Annotated in this window: 15 protein-coding genes; 14 read left to right on the top strand and 1 reads right to left on the bottom strand. The window is 38.7% G+C overall.

Translation table 11 applies throughout. The features are described from left to right. Positions 1 to 133: 133 nt before the first annotated feature. The 10 genes from ACFOUV_RS05225 (at position 134) to ACFOUV_RS05180 (ending at position 11839) form a co-directional block, all read left to right on the top strand. Positions 134 to 1063 carry an aspartate carbamoyltransferase catalytic subunit gene (locus ACFOUV_RS05225; RefSeq protein ID WP_379495692.1) on the top strand — a complete coding sequence of 310 codons (930 nt, stop codon included), beginning with the start codon at positions 134 to 136 and terminating at the stop codon, positions 1061 to 1063. Continuing rightward, on the top strand, positions 1017 to 2300 hold the full coding sequence (locus tag ACFOUV_RS05220) for a dihydroorotase (RefSeq protein ID WP_379495691.1): 1284 nt from the start codon (positions 1017 to 1019) through the stop codon (positions 2298 to 2300). The genes ACFOUV_RS05225 and ACFOUV_RS05220 overlap by 47 nt, the downstream gene beginning before the upstream one ends. Continuing rightward, entirely contained in the window at positions 2293 to 3393 is a 1101-nt protein-coding gene (locus ACFOUV_RS05215; protein ID WP_379495690.1) for a carbamoyl phosphate synthase small subunit, read from the top strand. The genes ACFOUV_RS05220 and ACFOUV_RS05215 overlap by 8 nt, the downstream gene beginning before the upstream one ends. Further along, on the top strand, positions 3386 to 6589 hold the full coding sequence (carB, locus tag ACFOUV_RS05210; RefSeq protein ID WP_379495689.1) for a carbamoyl-phosphate synthase large subunit: 3204 nt from the start codon (positions 3386 to 3388) through the stop codon (positions 6587 to 6589). Before ACFOUV_RS05215 ends, carB begins: the two co-directional genes overlap by 8 nt. Continuing rightward, positions 6586 to 7341: a dihydroorotate dehydrogenase electron transfer subunit gene (locus ACFOUV_RS05205; protein WP_379495688.1), complete on the top strand. Its 756-nt coding sequence runs from the start codon at positions 6586 to 6588 to the stop codon at positions 7339 to 7341. The genes carB and ACFOUV_RS05205 overlap by 4 nt, the downstream gene beginning before the upstream one ends. Beyond that, on the top strand, positions 7338 to 8255 hold the full coding sequence (locus ACFOUV_RS05200; RefSeq protein WP_379495687.1) for a dihydroorotate dehydrogenase: 918 nt from the start codon (positions 7338 to 7340) through the stop codon (positions 8253 to 8255). The genes ACFOUV_RS05205 and ACFOUV_RS05200 overlap by 4 nt, the downstream gene beginning before the upstream one ends. After that, positions 8252 to 8965: an orotidine-5'-phosphate decarboxylase gene (pyrF, locus tag ACFOUV_RS05195; protein ID WP_379495686.1), complete on the top strand. Its 714-nt coding sequence runs from the start codon at positions 8252 to 8254 to the stop codon at positions 8963 to 8965. The genes ACFOUV_RS05200 and pyrF overlap by 4 nt, the downstream gene beginning before the upstream one ends. Further along, a complete protein-coding gene (gene pyrE, locus ACFOUV_RS05190; protein ID WP_379495685.1) occupies positions 8949 to 9563 on the top strand; it encodes an orotate phosphoribosyltransferase in 615 nt (204 codons plus the stop codon). The genes pyrF and pyrE overlap by 17 nt, the downstream gene beginning before the upstream one ends. Before the next feature lie 883 nt (positions 9564 to 10446). Further along, a complete protein-coding gene (locus tag ACFOUV_RS05185; protein ID WP_379495684.1) occupies positions 10447 to 11313 on the top strand; it encodes a LysR family transcriptional regulator in 867 nt (288 codons plus the stop codon). Between the two features lie 103 nt (positions 11314 to 11416). After that, positions 11417 to 11839, top strand: a complete 423-nt coding sequence (locus ACFOUV_RS05180; protein ID WP_379495683.1) for an organic hydroperoxide resistance protein — start codon at positions 11417 to 11419, stop codon at positions 11837 to 11839. Between the two features lie 241 nt (positions 11840 to 12080). Here the strand turns inward: ACFOUV_RS05180 and ACFOUV_RS05175 are convergent, their stop codons facing one another. Beyond that, positions 12081 to 13796, bottom strand: coding sequence for an Rqc2 family fibronectin-binding protein (locus ACFOUV_RS05175; protein ID WP_379495682.1), 1716 nt, complete (start codon positions 13794 to 13796; stop codon positions 12081 to 12083). A gap of 96 nt (positions 13797 to 13892) precedes the next feature. Between ACFOUV_RS05175 and ACFOUV_RS05170 the strand changes: the two genes are divergently transcribed. The 4 genes from ACFOUV_RS05170 (at position 13893) to rpoZ (ending at position 18082) form a co-directional block, all read left to right on the top strand. After that, on the top strand, positions 13893 to 16547 hold the full coding sequence (locus tag ACFOUV_RS05170) for a cation-translocating P-type ATPase (protein WP_379495681.1): 2655 nt from the start codon (positions 13893 to 13895) through the stop codon (positions 16545 to 16547). Between the two features lie 430 nt (positions 16548 to 16977). Beyond that, positions 16978 to 17238, top strand: a complete 261-nt coding sequence (gene remA / locus ACFOUV_RS05165; protein ID WP_249869837.1) for an extracellular matrix/biofilm regulator RemA — start codon at positions 16978 to 16980, stop codon at positions 17236 to 17238. A gap of 32 nt (positions 17239 to 17270) precedes the next feature. Next, a complete protein-coding gene (gene gmk / locus ACFOUV_RS05160) occupies positions 17271 to 17888 on the top strand; it encodes a guanylate kinase (protein ID WP_379495680.1) in 618 nt (205 codons plus the stop codon). Further along, positions 17888 to 18082 (top strand): DNA-directed RNA polymerase subunit omega, encoded by a 195-nt coding sequence (gene rpoZ / locus ACFOUV_RS05155; RefSeq protein WP_379495679.1) that lies wholly within the window; start codon positions 17888 to 17890, stop codon positions 18080 to 18082. Before gmk ends, rpoZ begins: the two co-directional genes overlap by 1 nt. Positions 18083 to 18157: the final 75 nt, after the last annotated feature.

Raw genomic sequence — 18157 nt, 5'->3', positions numbered from 1 at the left:
AATCAAATCCAGAGAGGTTTGAAAGGTTGCCCAAGATAACGTGTAGTAACTACACGTATAACTCTTTGCAGCCATCTGCAAAGAGTTTTTTTATGGGAAAGATTAAGTTATTCATTATAAGGAGGAAAGACTTTTGAGACATTTTATATCCGTTAATCAGCTTACTGTAGAAGATATTTACTCCATATTGGAAACAGCAGAAAACTATCGGACTCATGAGGTCAAATTAAATAAACAATTATTTGTAGCTAATTTATTTTTTGAACCGAGTACAAGGACGAAAATGAGCTTTGTCGTGGCACAGAAGAAATTAGGTTTGGAGATTCTTGATTTTCATTCCGATTCATCCAGTGTAATCAAAGGAGAGTCTCTTTATGACACAGCAAAGACTTTTGAATCCATTGGATCCGATCTCCTTATTGTTCGACATCAATCGGACAGCTGGTTTGAAGAGCTTGACGATAGGGTTTCGGTTCCGATAATTAATGCAGGTGCAGGGAAAGAGGAACATCCAACACAATGCATGTTGGACTTGCTGACTATCTATCAGGAATATGGCTGTATTAAAGGACTAAAGGTCGTGATTGTCGGAGATATCAAACATAGCCGGGTGGCACGTTCCAATGCTTTTGCGCTTCGCAAGCTTGGTGCGATTGTATATTTAAGTGCTGCCCCTGGATTTGAAGATGATGAACTTGATTTTCCTTATATTTCAATAGATGAAGCAGTAGAGACCTGTGATGTTGTCATGCTTCTCCGCATACAGCATGAGAGGCATCTTCATAAAGCAGAAACTTCGGATTACCTTGAACTCTATGGATTAACAAAAGAACGGGAAAGAAAGATGAAAGAACAGGCAATTATTATGCACCCTGCACCGATTAACCGAGGTGTTGAGATAGATACTGACTTGGTTGAATGCGGTCGATCACGAATTTTTAAGCAAATGGAAAATGGTGTTTTTGTGAGAATGGCGATTATGATGAATGTATTAAATGAATGGGGGATTATCACTAATGAAAACAATTTTAAAAAACGCAAAGCGCTTGCTTTCATCAAATGAAATGGAAGCCTGTGAAATCTTAATAAACGGTAATCGAATCGATAAATTAGATACTGTAATATCAGAAGAAGCAGACAAAATTATCGATCTTAAAGGAAAACTCATTTTACCAGGCTTTATTGATGTCCACATTCATCTCCGTGAACCAGGTGGAGAGCATAAAGAGACGATCATTACTGGTACAGAAGCAGCAGCACGAGGCGGATATACAACCGTCTGTGCGATGCCGAACACAAATCCAGTTCCTGACAGTAAAGAATCTCTAACAGCAATTTTAGAAAAAATAAAAACGGACGCTTTGGTTCGTGTTCTTCCATATGCAGCAATCACAAAAGGATTAAAGGGCGAAGAACGAACAAATATTAAAGAATTAAGCGAAATCGGCGCATTTGCCTTCACGGATGACGGTGTTGGGATTCAGACAGCAGATCAAATGCTTCGTGCTATGAAGGATGCTGCGGAATGTGGTACTGCAATCGTTGCTCATTGTGAAGACAACTCAATCGTTTATGGCGGTGTTGTTCATGATGGGGAAGTAAGCGAGAGACTGAATCTGCCTGGAATCCCTTCCATAACTGAATCGGTTCAAATTGCCAGAGATGTCCTGCTTGCTGAGAAAGCAGGCTGTCACTATCACGTTTGTCACGTTAGCACAAAGGAATCTGTACGTGTGATTCGCGATGCAAAAAGAGCTGGAATTAAAGTCACTGCAGAGGTTACACCACATCATTTATTGATGACTGAACAAGATATTCATGAAAATGATGCGGATTATAAAATGAATCCTCCTTTACGCTCGAAAGAAGATCAACAAGCTTTACTGGAAGGATTGTTGGATGGGACGATTGATTTTATCGCAACCGACCATGCACCACATGCAGCAGATGAAAAAGCACAAGGTTTTCTGAAAGCACCATTTGGTATTGTTGGTCTTGAAACAGCTTTCTCACTTCTTTATACAAATTTGGTTGAAACTGGAAAAATTACGCTTCAACAGTTAGTTGCTTGGATGACAAATAAACCTGCACAAGTTTTCAATCTTCCTTATGGAACACTGGAAGAAGGAAGTATTGCAGATATTACAGTAGTAGATCTTGAGAAAGTATCCGTTATAGATAAAAGTAGTTTTTATTCAAAAGGGAAGAATACACCATTTCAGGACTGGAAGGTTAAAGGAATACCAGTCTTAACGATCGCAGAAGGTAATATTGTTTATAAGGAGGATATTCATGGCTAAAAGACAATTGGTTCTAGAGGACGGTACAGTATTTATTGGCGAAGGATTTGGTAGTGAGCGAGTGACAAGCGGAGAAGTTGTATTCAATACAGGTATGACAGGCTATCAGGAAGTTATATCTGATCCATCCTATTGTGGACAGATTGTTACGATGACTTACCCGCTTGTTGGAAACTATGGAATTAACCGGGACGACTTTGAAACTGTTACCCCGTTTATTCACGGTTTTGTTGTGAAGGAAGTAAGTGACGCACCTTCCAATTTCCGTAATGAGGAAAACCTGGATCACTTTTTAAAAGCGCATGATATTCCGGGCATTCAGGGGATTGATACAAGAAAATTGACAAAAATTATCCGAAAATACGGAACGATGAAAGCAATCATTACCGATCTTGAACCATCCGCCGAGGGGCTAGCAGAAGAGGTTAGAAATCTTGTTCTGCCAACGGACCAGGTTAAAAGAACGTCTACAATCAAGCCTTACGTCGTTCCAGGTCGTGGTCAGCGCATTGTAATGGTTGATTTTGGTGCAAAACATGGTATTCTTCGCGAATTAACAAAAAGAAATTGTCATATAACAGTTGTTCCACATGATTATAGTGCAGAAGCTATTTTGCGTTTGAAGCCTGATGGAATTATGCTGACAAATGGTCCTGGGGATCCGAAGGACGTACCCGAAGCAATTGAGATGATTAAGCAGGTTTTAGGAAAAGTTCCGATTTTCGGTATTTGCTTAGGTCATCAACTACTAGCACTTGCTTGCGGAGCTGATACAGAGAAGATGAAGTTCGGTCATCGTGGTGCAAACCATCCGGTTAAAGACTTAAAAAAATCCAAGTCCTATCTAACATCACAAAATCACAGCTATGCGGTAAGAGAAGCATCACTTGATCATACTGCACTTGAACTTACCCAAATTGCATTGAATGATAATACGGTTGAAGGGATTCAACATAAACTGTATCCGGCATTTTCTGTACAGTACCACCCGGAAGCTTCCCCAGGTCCAGAAGATACAAATTACCTGTTTGATGACTTTTTAAAAATGATTAAAAACAATCAAGTAAAGCATGAGGAGGAATCATATGCCTAAGAATACAAACATCCAGAAGATTTTAGTTATTGGTTCCGGCCCAATTGTTATTGGCCAGGCAGCAGAATTCGATTATTCCGGTACACAAGCATGTCAGGCATTGATGGAAGAAGGTTATACCGTCATTCTTGCCAATTCAAATCCTGCAACAATCATGACAGATAACACAGTTGCAGATAAAGTTTATATGGAGCCTTTAAATGTAGAATTTCTAACTAAAATCATTCGAAAAGAACAACCAGATGCATTATTGCCGACGCTGGGGGGACAAACCGGTTTGAATCTGGCAATTGCGTTAGAAGAAAAAGGAATTCTTTCCAAATACAATGTTCAATTGCTAGGTACAACACTCGAAGCAATTCAAAAGGCGGAAGATCGTGAGAAGTTTAGAGATTTGATGCAGGAATTGAATGAGCCAGTTCCTGAAAGCAGTATTGTCACAACAGTTGATCAAGCACTTGATTTTGCAGCAGAAATCGGCTATCCCCTTATTGTACGGCCTGCATATACGCTTGGTGGAACTGGCGGGGGAATGTGCTACAGTGAACAGGAATTAAAAGAAGTTACAAAAAATGGGCTTGCATTGTCCCCTGTTCATCAATGTCTGATTGAAAGAAATATCGCAGGATTTAAGGAAATTGAGTATGAAGTAATGCGTGATAAAAATGACCAGGCTATTGTTGTCTGTAATATGGAAAATGTGGACCCAGTCGGCATTCATACTGGGGATTCGATAGTAGTGGCACCATCCCAAACATTAAGTGACAGGGAATACCATATGTTACGAAATGCTTCGTTGAAAATTATACGTTCCTTGGAAATAGAAGGTGGCTGTAATGTTCAGCTTGCTCTTGATCCGAACAGCTTTGATTATTTCATTATTGAGGTAAATCCACGGGTCAGTCGGTCATCAGCACTTGCCTCAAAAGCAACAGGGTATCCGATTGCAAAAGTGGCTGCAAAAATTGCTGTAGGCTACACGCTGGATGAAATTATAAATCCAATTACGGGAAAAACATATGCATTGTTTGAGCCTTCATTGGATTATGTGGTAACCAAATTCCCAAGATTCCCATTTGATAAATTTACAACTGGTGACCGTAGACTTGGTACACAAATGAAGGCAACTGGTGAAATTATGGCGATTGGTCGTACGTTTGAAGAATCTCTTTTAAAAGGTATCCGTTCTCTTGAGCTTGGTACAGAAGAGCTTTGGTTGAAGTCACTAATCGATGTGTCTGAGGAAATTCTGGAAAAACGTTTGAAAAAGGCTGATGACGAACGAATCTTTGTCATAGCAGAAGCTTTCCGTAGAGGATTTACCGTAGAAAAGATTTTCCAACTTACTAAAATAGATACATTCTTCCTAGTTAAACTGGAAAGAATGATTCAGTTCGAACAAGAATTGGCAGTAAACCCATTTTCTGATCAAGTTTTGGAAAAAGCAAAAAAATTAGGTATTGCAGATGCACAAATTGCTAGGATTTGGAATACGACACTAGACGAGGTTTATTTCCAGCGGATGTCCCTTGATATTAAACCTGTTTACAAAATGGTAGATACATGTGCAGCAGAATTTGAATCGGAAACACCTTATTTCTACAGTACGTATGAGGATGAAAATGAGTCTATTGCTTCCGACCGTAAAAAGATTCTTGTACTTGGTTCAGGCCCAATTCGGATCGGACAAGGAATAGAGTTTGATTATGCAACGGTTCATTCTGTACTGGCAATCAAAGAGCTGGGCTATGAAGCAATTATTATGAATAATAATCCCGAAACGGTATCCACTGACTTTAGTATTTCCGGTAAGCTCTACTTTGAACCACTAACATTGGAAGATGTGATGCATGTTGTGGAATTGGAAAAGCCAGAAGGGGTTATCGTACAGTTTGGTGGCCAGACAGCAATCAATCTGGCAGCAGGTTTGGAACGCCGAGGAGTAGAAATTTTAGGAACAAATTTAGAAGCAATTGACCGCGCTGAAGATCGTGATAAATTTGAGATATTATTAGATGAATTGAATCTTTTGAGACCAAACGGAAAAGCGGTACGCAAGTTGGATCAGGCAATTGAAGTAGCCAATACAATTGGTTATCCGGTTCTTGTAAGACCTTCCTATGTAATAGGTGGCAGCAGAATGGAAATTGTGTATGACGATACTGAATTACACACATATCTTGCCAAATCAGATAATATCGACCCTGAACATCCTATCCTGATTGACAAATACCTAACAGGAATTGAAGCGGAAGTGGATGCAATCAGTGATGGAAAAACTACAATTGTACCAGGGATTATGGAACATATTGAACGTGCAGGCGTCCATTCAGGGGATTCCATGGCCGTTTATCCACCACAACGTCTCAGTCCGGCAGTAAAAGAAAAATGTATGGATGCTGCCCAAAAGATTTCTAATGCGCTTCATGTTAAAGGATTGATTAATATCCAATTTATTATTCGTGGAGAAGATGTTTACGTCCTGGAAGTAAACCCACGAGCAAGCAGAACGATTCCTTTCTTGAGTAAAATAACAGGCGTTACAATGGCAAATCTGGCAACAAAATGTATTTTAGGAACTAAACTGAAAGACTTAGGTTATGAAACTGGAATCCTACCTGAACAAAAACAGGTATCCGTTAAAATACCGGTGTTTTCTTTTGAAAAACTACGCAGTGTGGATACAATTCTAGGGCCGGAAATGAAATCAACTGGTGAAGCAATTGGTTATGATAAAACATTGGAAAAAGCACTGTATAAAGGTTTAATTGCAGCAGGACTGACTGTTCCACAAGAAGGTGGGGTTCTTCTGACTGTGGCAGATAAAGACAAAGAAGAGATGCTTGAGATTGCGGATCGTTTCCATCAACTTGGTTTCCTGCTTTATGCAACGAAAGGAACTGCAGAATATGTACGAAATGCTGGAGGAATTCCAGTTGTTGAAGTAGCAAAAATTGGTGCGACGGAACCAAATGTACTCTCTATCATCGAAAAGGCTCAAGTACAATTTGTTATTAATACACTTAATTCTGGTAAAAAACCGAGATCTGACGGATTCTTAATTCGAAGAGAAGCAGTGGAACATGGAATTGCTTGTTTAACAAACATGGATACAGCGAATGCAATTCTGAATGTGATTGATTCAACAACTTTCAGTGCAAAACCAATGGATCAAAAAAAGGTTGTTGTTAAATGATGAGAAAAGAGATAATGCTCATAAACGCTGTTGAAAGAATAGCACTGGATACAATTGAAATGGTTGTAGAAAATCCCTATATTAGTCAAACAGCGACTCCAGGTCAATTCCTCCATGTATCTGTGGAAGGATATACGCTAAGAAGACCGATATCGATTGCAGATATAAACAGCGAAAATAATACAATAACGATTCTCTTTAAAATTGTAGGGGCAGGTACGGCTAAACTTGCTACTTTAAGTCCTGGTATGTCATTTGACGTACTAGGTCCAAGTGGCAATGGATTTCAGATAGAAGGTAATCAAAAATCAACAATTCTATTAATAGGTGGAGGAATCGGTGTTCCTCCTCTCTATTATCTTGGAAAAAAACTAGCAGAAAAAAATACAGAGATTATCTCGATTCTAGGTTTTCAAACAGAGGTAAATGTATTTTACGAAGAGAAGTTCAGCAAATTGGGAAAAACGTATATTGTAACTAATGATGGGACATATGGAGAAGAGGGATTTGTTACAGATATTATAGAGAAGGCAGGAGATTTTGATAGCTATTATTCCTGTGGACCATTGCCAATGTTAAAAGCCATTACTGCAAAACTGAAGGATAAACCTGGGATGATCTCTCTGGAAGAGCGAATGGGATGTGGTGTAGGAGCATGCATGGCATGTGTTATACCAACGGATGAAAAAGGTGGATATAAGAAAATTTGCAGTGATGGGCCAGTCTTTCATGTGCAGGAGGTATCTCTATGACTAATCTAGCAGTAAATTTACCTGGACTGAAACTGAAAAATCCAATTATGCCTGCTTCAGGGTGTTTCGCCTTTGGAAGAGAATATAGTAAATTTTATGATCTAAGCAAGCTTGGTGCAGTGATTATGAAAGCTGCAACAGGGACGGAAAGATTTGGCAATCCGACTCCGCGAGTTGCTGAAACTGCTTCTGGAATGCTGAATGCTATTGGATTGCAAAATCCGGGAGTGGAAAAGATTATTGAAAAAGAAGTTCCGTTTCTCGCAAACTACAACACGCAGATCATTGCTAATATTGCAGGAAGTACACTGGAAGAGTACGAAAAAGTGGCTGCAGCCTTCAATCAGACGGACCATGTACATGCACTTGAGTTAAACATATCCTGTCCCAATGTGAAAGAAGGCGGTATTCAATTTGGTACAGACCCGCGTATGGCAGCAAAGGTAACGGAAGTCGTTAAGAAAGCAAGTCAATTGCCGGTCTATGTGAAATTGTCACCTAACGTAACGAATATAGTTGAAATGGCAAAAGCAGTGGAAACAGCGGGGGCAGACGGACTTTCTATGATTAACACATTAACAGGTATGCAAATCCACTTACCTTCAAAAAAACCATTAATAGCAAATAAAACAGGGGGACTATCAGGTCCCGCAATCAAACCGATTGCAATTCGTATGATCTATGAAGTGAAACAGCATGTATCGATTCCAATTATTGGTATGGGTGGTGTCAGCAGCGCAGAAGATGTACTTGAATTTTTACTTGCAGGAGCAAGTGCTGTTGCAGTTGGTACGGCGAATTTTAATAATCCATATGCTTGTCCAGAGATTATTGATGCGCTTCCAGATACACTGAAAAGATATGGGTTTGATTCCGTTGAAGACGCCATCGGAAAGGGGATTGTACAAGTATGAATAAGAATATTTATCTTGCACTGGATTTTCCGGATTGGGAAGAGACGAAACGGTTTATCGACGATTATAATTTTCAAGGCGTTCCGGTAAAAGTAGGCATGGAGTTATTTTACAAAGAGGGACCTTCCGTTATTGAGAAACTAAAAACAGATAACCATCCAATCTTTCTTGATTTAAAATTGCATGATATTCCGACAACGGTGATGCGTGCGATGAAAAACATTGGTAAGTTGGGAGTCGATCTTACGAATGTACATGCTCTTGGTGGTAGTGAAATGATTAAATTTGCTAAAGAAGGACTTATTTCGGGTAGTGAAAATCATGACACAAAACTAATTGCAGTGACAGTGTTAACTTCAATGGATGAAGATTCACTTCATACACAATTGCGGATCCCAGGTAATTTAGAGGATAATGCCGCTTATTTTGCTGAGTTTGCTCAAAAAAGTGGAGCAGATGGTGTGGTGTGTTCGGTTTATGAAGCTGAACGAATAAAACAGATATGTGGGAATTCTTATCTCACAGTAACTCCTGGTATTCGTTTAAAGAATTCAGACAGTAATGATCAAAAGAGAATTGCTTCGCCAGGATTTGCCAAGGATAATGGGTCGGATTACATTGTTATTGGCCGTAGTGTAACAAAGGCAGATAATCCGTATGAAGCATATCAACAAGCAGTGGAGGAATGGAACAATGGCATTAAAGGATGAACTTGCAAGAGACTTACTTGAGATTAAAGCAGTACAAATTAATCCGGACAATTATTTCACATGGACTTCCGGCATCAAATCACCAATATATTGTGATAATCGATTAACAATGTCTTATCCGGAAATTCGAAAGAAAATTAGTGAGGCATTTGCTGAAAAAGTAGCTGGAATGGAAGAAAAGCCGGATGTGATTGCAGGTTGCGCAACTGCAGGTATTCCGCATGCTGCATGGCTTGCAGACCAATTGAACCTGCCTATGGTTTATGTTCGCTCAAAACCAAAAGGACATGGTAAAGGAAACCAGATTGAGGGAAATATTACAAAGGGACAAAAAGTTTTGGTTATTGAGGATCTAATCTCTACAGGTGGTTCTTCCATCGATTCTGCGAAAGCGCTGCAGGCTGAAGGTGCTGATGTATTAAGCGTCTTCGCCATATTTACTTATGGACTAAAGAAAGCTAGCAGGCAGTTTGCACAGACAAATATCCAATTCGAGACAATCACTAATTTTGATGAATTAGTGGAAGCCTTAGTTGAGGATGGAAAACTGACTACTAACGAAAAAGTTGAATTATTAAGCTGGAGAGACAGTTTATAAAACCAATGGCCACAATATGTGGCCATTGGTTTTTACATATTAATTGATTGAAAAAGTTATAATTTTTTTGATTAACCTTTATGCTGTAATAATCCTTTAAATCATTGTTGTATCAAGAAGATTTTGTTGTACTTTTTCGATAGCCTTATCATTATCCAGTGTAAGGTTATCCCATTCTGTATAGATGGAGAGTTTTCTTTCTGGTGGAAATTTCCTTGGTAACGTTATCTTATATTTCTTTCCACTTTTAAATCCCCATTGCTCCTATGACTTTTTCATTCATATTTGAAACCTTCATTCTAAATTTAAGGCTAATTTTTTATAATGTGCATTTTAATATCACAGGGTTGAGATAAACTACGAACTAGTATGGGAACTTCGGCGACCGCTCTGGGAAATACACTGCGCTTTCCACGGGCGGCTGGTGAGCCCCTTCATGCTAACGCATTTCAGTGTCTCACCTATGCCTCTCATCCCGTAGGAGTCTCCGTTTATTTCCCAGAGCTGGCTAGAAGGTTGCTAATAATTACTATACTTGTATAGCTAAAATAGCAACATACAGTTTCACCAGTCCGGGTGAGCGGCGGGCGGTGACTCCTGCGGGAAAAGCACGTGTCCGAAGACCCCGCAGAGTGGTCTTCTCGAGGAGGCTGAGGCCGTGCCCGCGGAAAGCATCCGCCCAGAGCGATCCCGGACGGCGACAAAAGCACATACTTATAGAAATCAACAAGAAGTTACTTTGTAGTTTATAGATTTGTGGCATTAATAACAATCTTATTTAATGACATTTACATATATTTATCATATGATTTATAATGTAATAAGTAAAAATACTAATACATAATTAAAGTAATAAGTATTTATTATCGGAAGGGAGTTTTACATGAAAATTGAAGATTATGTACTCCTCATCAAGCTTAATGAAGTCGGTACTATTAGGGGGACGGCAAAGGTCATTTTGATTTCACAGCCAGCAGTGACACAGAGACTGAAATATATTGAAGAATATTTTGGTGAGGTTATATTTATTCGAACACCAAAAAGATTAATACCTACACCGAGCGGGGAAATAATTATTAAGCATGCAAAACTTGTGATTGATCATGAGCGGGAGCTGAAAAATAGACTTGCCGAATCCGGAAAAGAGATACAAGGGACACTATCGATAGCCTGCTCATCCTTAATAAGCCAACGTTTTCTGCCTGCAATACTTGGAGAATTCACTGCCGCTTATCCAAAAGTTGCGATCGATCTCGTTACAGGAATCAGTGAGGATATAAAGAGAGACCATAAAAAATACCATGTTTGCATCATAAGAGGTGAAAAATTGAAAGAGACAACATCCATCCTCCTATTTGATGATCCTTTATATATATTTGATACCGAAGCCTTTCCGGATGATAGACTGAAAGAGCGACCGCTGATTTCCTTTAAAAGTGATGATAGTATGCATGAGCTTGTAGATAACTGGCTTTACCATCATCAGGACAAAATAAAACCACTGAAAACAATGACCGTCGATCAAATTGAAACTTGTAAACAATTTATGAAACAGGGAATAGGTATGGCTGTATTGCCGGAAAGTGTTTCAGATTCAATGATGGATAGCTACCCACATATTGCACTTGAAGTGGAAGGGAAAAGGGTGACAAGAGATACATGGGTTTGCTATCAGGAGGGGATCCGTAAACTGCCGCAAGTGGACCACTTCATAAGGACACTTACGAGTACACAGTTTCTTCCACAATAAACAACATTTCTTTATAAAGTTGGCACCTTTTTTACAAGATGTTTAACATGCCCTTATTAGAGGAACAATACTTACAAGTAGTACTTAATAAGGAGTGGATGAGATGAGCGAAATAATTTTCACATCAAGTGCAACAGCAAAAAATGGTAGGGATGGTCATGTAAAATCGAATGATGGACTGATAGATTTAGATTTAGTAAATCCGGCAAAAGGTAATTCAGATAAAAAAGGTTCCAATCCGGAGCAATTATTTGCTGCAGGTTATGCTGCTTGTTATGACGGTGCATTAAATTCGGTGGCTTCCATGCAAAAGAAGAAGATTGATTCTGAAACAACGGCAGATGTTAGTTTTATGAAAGATGCAGAAGATGGTGGGTATAAGATTGGTGTAACGTTAAATATAAAAATAGAAGGGGTAAACCCTGAAGAGGCAAAAGAGTTAGCTGATGCAGCCCATCAGGCATGCCCATATTCAAAAGCGACAAGAGGAAATATTGACGTAAAATTAAATCCACAGCCAGTTTAAAAGAACAAAAGCGAAAGCGCCCGGTTAGCGACGTATGGACTGGACTGAGCCGCAGGAGATAAAGGAAACACGGTGAGCGTAAGCGAACCGATGTTGACTTATCGTACGGAGGTGAGGGAAGTCCAATAGTCGTTGGGCGATGGAGCTGGACGTGGCTGTTTCTGTGTATTTACGTTTTCCACAAAATGCCGATTTTATAATTTCCTAAACGATGAAAAGAAGGATGATTCCATCAGTGGAATCATCCCCTTTTTTTGAGTTTATCGACGGTTTCTTTTGTTGGAGTTACATAAAGTGTTTTTTGATTATCATACGTGACATACCCAGGCTTTGCGCCATTTGGTTTTTTGACATTCCGGATCGTTGTATAATCAACAGGAACCGAGGATGAATTTTGTGATTTACTGAAATAAGCTGCAAGCTCAGCAGCTTCCAAAAGTGTTTGATTACTCACTTCCCTTGAACGGATGATGACATGTGAACCAGGAATATCCTTTGTATGCAACCACGTATCATCTCGATGAGCTAGCTTTGTTGTTGCATATTCATTTTGTTTATTATTTTTTCCTACAAGAATCATTGTGCCATCAGTAGCAACATATTCTTCAGGAGCAGGTTTTATAGGTTTGTTTTTCTTCTTTCCTTTTGTTCTTTGCTTTTTCATATAACCTTCTTCACTTAGTTCTTCACGAATTTCATCAATATCTTCTACAGCAGCAACGTCTATCTGTTGCAACAATAGATTAAGATAGTCTATTTCCTCGTTTGTACGAAGTATTTCGGTTTCTACGACCTGTTTTGATGTTTTAAGTTTCTGATAGGTTTTAAAGAAGCTCTGTGCGTTTTCGCTTGGTGTTTTGTTCGGATTTAATTCAACGGTTATTTCTGCCTGATTCGGATCGTAATAATCAGTAACAGTTAGCTTAGTGGTACCCTGTTTTACTAAATGCATATGTGCAGTGAGCAATTCACCCATTTTCTGGTAGTATTCCGCTTTTTCCGCTTTTTTAATTGTCTGAAGATGTTTTTTTAATTTCCGTTCATTTTTATTCTTTTCATTTTTTATAAAGCGATATAAATCTTTCGCTTTTTGTTTGACGCGGTCACGTTCAGCTTTTCCAGAATAAAATGTATCCAGCATTGTATTGGCGCTTTCAAATTCCGCCATTTCACCTTGATAAGAAGTGATGGGCAATACATGAAAATCTTCTTTACTACCACCTGTGTAAATTGCAGGAGTATAAGTATGATGAATAAGCTGCTGCTGAACTTCTGTAAACTTTTCCATATACACGTCATTGGAACCAAAATTGGCACGACTTATGATTTCGCTTGTAATTAAGGGCGAAAAGCCATCCAGGATGCCTACCATTTGCTTATCGATTTTACCAGCGTTGAAATCCAATTTGCGAACTAGCTGTTCCCCGTCTATCTCTAGGGGATTTAGTTTATTTTGTGAAGGTGGCAGTTTATATTCTTGACCAGGTAAGATGGTCCGGTATCGGTTTTGTGCCATTGAGATATGTTTAATGCTGTCAATAATATGACCCTTTTCCTTGTCAACGATCATCACATTACTATGTTTCCCCATTAATTCTGCAACAAGTAATTTATGGCTGATATCACCAAGCTCATTCCTTGTCTTGATGGAAAAGGTGACAATACGTTCCATTCCATATTGCTCAATATCTTCCAAAATGGCCCCGGATAGATGTTTTCTTAATACCATACAAAACATTGGTGGTTCCTTTGGATTTGTATATGTATCTTCCGTTAAATGAAACCTGGCATAGGTCGGATGGACGGAAAACAGCAAGGTATGGTTCTTTCCTTGGCTTCTGATTGTAAAAACAAGTTCGGTGGAAGTAGGTTGATATATTTTATTAATTTTACCGGATATCAATTTATCTTTTAATTCCTTTGTAACTGCTCTTGTTACGATACCATCAAATGGCATAAAATCACCTCATGCGCAATTATAGCATTTTTTTAGAGAGTTATGCATAGATATGGACTAATAGCTTGTACTATCTAAATGCGCGGAGGAATGCAGATGAATTGGTATCAGTTGGATGCAGAAAAAGTTGAACAGAAGTTACTTGTCACAGCAAATAGGGGGCTGACCGCTAAACAGGCAGAGGAGCGGCGGAAACAATATGGTGAAAATATCTTGGAGGCTAAGAAGAATACTTCCAAATGGCTTATTTTTCTAAAACAGTTCCAAGATTTCATGGTTATTGTATTATTGGCTGCTACCTTGATAGCAGGATTGCTTGGAGAATTTATTGATGCCATTGCGATTATGATTATTGTATTTATCAATGGATTTATTGGGTTTTTTCAGGAACAAAAAGCAGAAAATTCTTTGGAGAAATTAAAGGAACTGTCTGCACCGATAGCAAATGTTCTTAGGAATGAGAAATGGGAGAAGATTACCTCCCGAGATGTTGTAGTAGGGGATATTGTTAAAATAAATAGTGGTGATCGTATCCCTGCTGATATTCGAATCGTTAAATCAAATAGTATGGAGACGGAAGAGTCAACACTTACAGGTGAATCATTGCCAGTAAGCAAGCATGCTACAGAAATCAAAAAGGACAACCTCGATGTGCAGGATCAGGCAAATATGGGTTTTATGGGCACGCTTGTAACGAGAGGGTCCGGTGTTGGTATTGTTGTGGGGACTGGTATGAATACAGTTATGGGACAAATAGCTTCACTAATGGCCAATACAAAAAAGATGGTTACACCACTTGAAATGAAGCTGGCTGAACTTGGGAAAATTTTAATTGTTGTCGCGTTACTTCTGACCGTATTGGTCGCAGGACTTGGCATTATTCAAGGCCATCCAATGTATGAGATGTTTCTTGCTGGTGTTTCTTTAGCTGTTGCTGCCATTCCAGAAGGTCTACCCGCTATTGTAACCGTAGCTCTTTCTCTAGGTGTGCAACGAATGATCAGGAAGAAGGCAATCGTTCGGAAGCTTTCCGCTGTCGAAACACTTGGCTGCGCTTCCGTAATATGTTCCGACAAAACGGGAACAATGACTGAAAATCAAATGACAGTTAAAGAAATTTATCTCAACGGTGATTATCTGTATGTTTCAGGTGATGGGTACCAGATTCAGGGTGATTACTTCCTCGATCGAAAAAAAGTCGATCGGTCATATCCCAACCTTGAAAATATGCTTTTAAATGGCATGTTATGTAATAATGCAATTTTAAATGTAAAAAAAGGGAAGAATTATATCGATGGCGACCCTACCGATGGCGCATTACTTGTTGCTGCAAGGAAAATGGGATTAACAGTCGACTTTGGTGATGCGTACCGTATTGTCAAGGAATTTCCATTTGATTCAGACAGAAAACGAATGAGTGTGGTTGTTGAAGATAAAAATCAAATGCGCTTTTTGATTACGAAAGGTGCTCCTGATGTGCTGTTGCCACGGTCATCCTACTACTTGGACAAGGATGGCAGGAAACTACTGAAAAACCAAAATAAAGTTCAAATTGAAAATGCCATCAATGAAATGGCAGGCAAAGCATTACGAACAATTGCCATCAGTATGAAATCCATTTCTGCTAATACATCACTTGATTCGACATTGCTGGAAGATGAACTGACGTTTATCGGATTGTATGGGTTAATGGATCCTCCAAGAAAAGAAGTAAAGACCGCTATTAGAGAATGCAGGGAAGCTGGAATAAAAACGGTTATGATTACAGGTGATCATGTTAACACTGCACGTGCAATTGCTAAGAACCTGAATTTGCTTCCTGAAAATGGTCTTGTACTTGAAGGTCATCAATTAAACAATATGACATCAGAGGATCTGGGTAATATTATCGATGATACGTACGTATTCGCTCGTGTAACACCAGAACATAAACTGAAGATCGTAAAGGCATTTCAGGAAAAAGGTCACATTGTAGCAATGACAGGTGATGGAGTAAATGATGCCCCCGCAATTAAAGCAAGCGATATTGGAATTAGTATGGGAATAAGCGGTACAGATGTAACAAAGGAAGCCTCTTCTTTAATATTAATGGATGATAATTTTGCAACGATAAAATCAGCCATTCAGGAAGGAAGAAATATCTATGAAAATATTCGTAAATTTATCAGATATTTGCTTGCTTCCAATGTAGGTGAAATACTTGTCATGCTTTTTGCTATGCTACTAGCTTTGCCTCTTCCCCTTATACCGGTGCAAATCTTGTGGGTGAATCTTGTTACGGATGGACTCCCTGCTATGGCACTTGGGCTTGATAAAGCGGAGGGGGATGTGATGAAACGGTCTCCAAGGAATCCTCGTGAAGGCATTTTTTCAAGAGGATTAGGCTACAAGATTATTAGCAGAGGGATTTTAATTGGTTTGGTGACATTAATTGGTTTTGTAGTCACGTACCAAAATAATCCCGATAATTTAATTTTCGCCCAGACAACAGCTTTCACAACCCTTGTACTGGCTCAATTGATCCATGTGTTTGACTGCAGAAGCGAGCATTCTATATTCTCAAGAAATCCATTTGAAAATATCTATCTGATTTTTGCTGTGCTTTCTTCCTTGTTGCTCCTACTCGTTGTTATTTACTGGCCACCGTTGCAGCCAATTTTCCACACCGTTAGTCTTGCCTTTAGAGACTGGATGCTGATTGTTGCCTTAGCAGCTATCCCAACAGTTTTATTCGGTTTCACTAAAAAATAATACAAGATCCAAAACCGAGAATGCTATGCAATGAGCGCTTTCGGTTTTTTTTAGAGATTATCCATGTTGATAGATTATTTTTCTGTTAGTGTTATGATTGGTATAGTAGGTTTAGAATCGGTATGAATAACGTATAATGAAAATGGATGTAAGAAAAATGGAATTAAATAGAAAGATTGTGTTGAAAAGAGCTATTACGTAAGGGAAATATGATAATTGCGATTGAAAATAGAAGGTTTCAGCGAGTGGACTATTCTACTTAAGAGTGAGATTGAAAAAGTGAAGGAACAGGTGAACAATATCGAGTAGTTGAAGGCATCTCTTACGTAGAGTTATATTTAATGGTATAAATTTTTGCTTAAATAAAGTATAATGATACTATTACACAAATATTAGACTGAATATCGTTTTCGTTCAAGGGGGAAGTAAGTTGAGTTTAAGTTTGATAAATATCGGTTTTGGAAATGTTGTTTCCGCTAATCGTATTATTTCGATTGTTTCACCGGAATCAGCACCGATAAAACGAATTATAACCGTAGCCAGAGAAAATAATAAATTGGTGGATGCTACATATGGAAGACGTACACGAGCTGTGATTATAACAGACAGTGACCATGTCGTTCTATCTGCTGTTCAGCCTGAAACTGTCGGACAACGGGTAATCAGTCACGAAGAGATTTCAGACGAATAGATCATAATAGTGGAGCTTTAGGAGGAAATATGTTGATTGAAGAGAAAGGTATTTTATTTATTCTTTCTGGACCGTCCGGAGTCGGAAAAGGAACAGTAAGAAAAAAACTTTTTGAAGAAGCAACTGAATTGCAATATTCCATTTCGATGACAACGAGAAATATGCGGCCGGGTGAAATGGATGGGGTTGATTATTTTTACAAATCAGTTGAAGAATTTGAAAATCTGATTGAACAAAATCAACTACTTGAATATGCAAAATATGTCAGTAATTATTATGGGACACCTCGCACTTATGTGGAAGAGACATTGGAAAAAGGGCAGGATGTCTTTTTGGAGATAGAAGTGCAGGGCGCTTTACAGGTAAAAGAGAACTTCCCTGAAGGAGTATTTATTTTTCTTTTCCCACCAAGCCTAGAAGAATTGAAAAACCGCATTGTTAATCGTGGTACGGAATCACAGGAACTGGTTCTTAACCGTTTAAAAGAAGCCCGCAAAGAGATTGAAATGATGGATGCCTATGATTATGTAGTTGTAAATGATCAGGTTGAACATGCTGTGGACAAGGTGAAATCCATTATTCAAAGTGAACATTTAAAACGTGAACGGGTCGCGAAGCAATACAAAAAAATATTGGAGGATGAACTATAATGATGTTAGAACCATCAATTGATGCTTTGCAGGACAAAATAAAATCTAAATATACACTTGTAACGCTATCTTCAAGACGTGCGAGACAATTAAGTGATTCAAAGAATGTAATGGTTGATAATCCAAAATCAGTTAAATATGTAGGTATGGCCCTGGAAGAGATTGAAGCTGGAAAATTATATATAGAAGATTAACCCATTATAAATTCAAAGCCCTCCGCAAAATAAAGCGGGGGGTTTATTTTTACTGAATAAGGTTTAAAGCAAATA

The sequence above is a fragment of the Oceanobacillus longus genome (genome assembly GCF_042650085.1).
Taxonomy (GTDB): Bacteria; Bacillota; Bacilli; order Bacillales; family Amphibacillaceae; genus Oceanobacillus; species Oceanobacillus longus.
The sequence above is the reverse complement of the archived record's forward strand: the minus strand, read 5'-3'. Positions and strand labels throughout refer to the sequence as shown.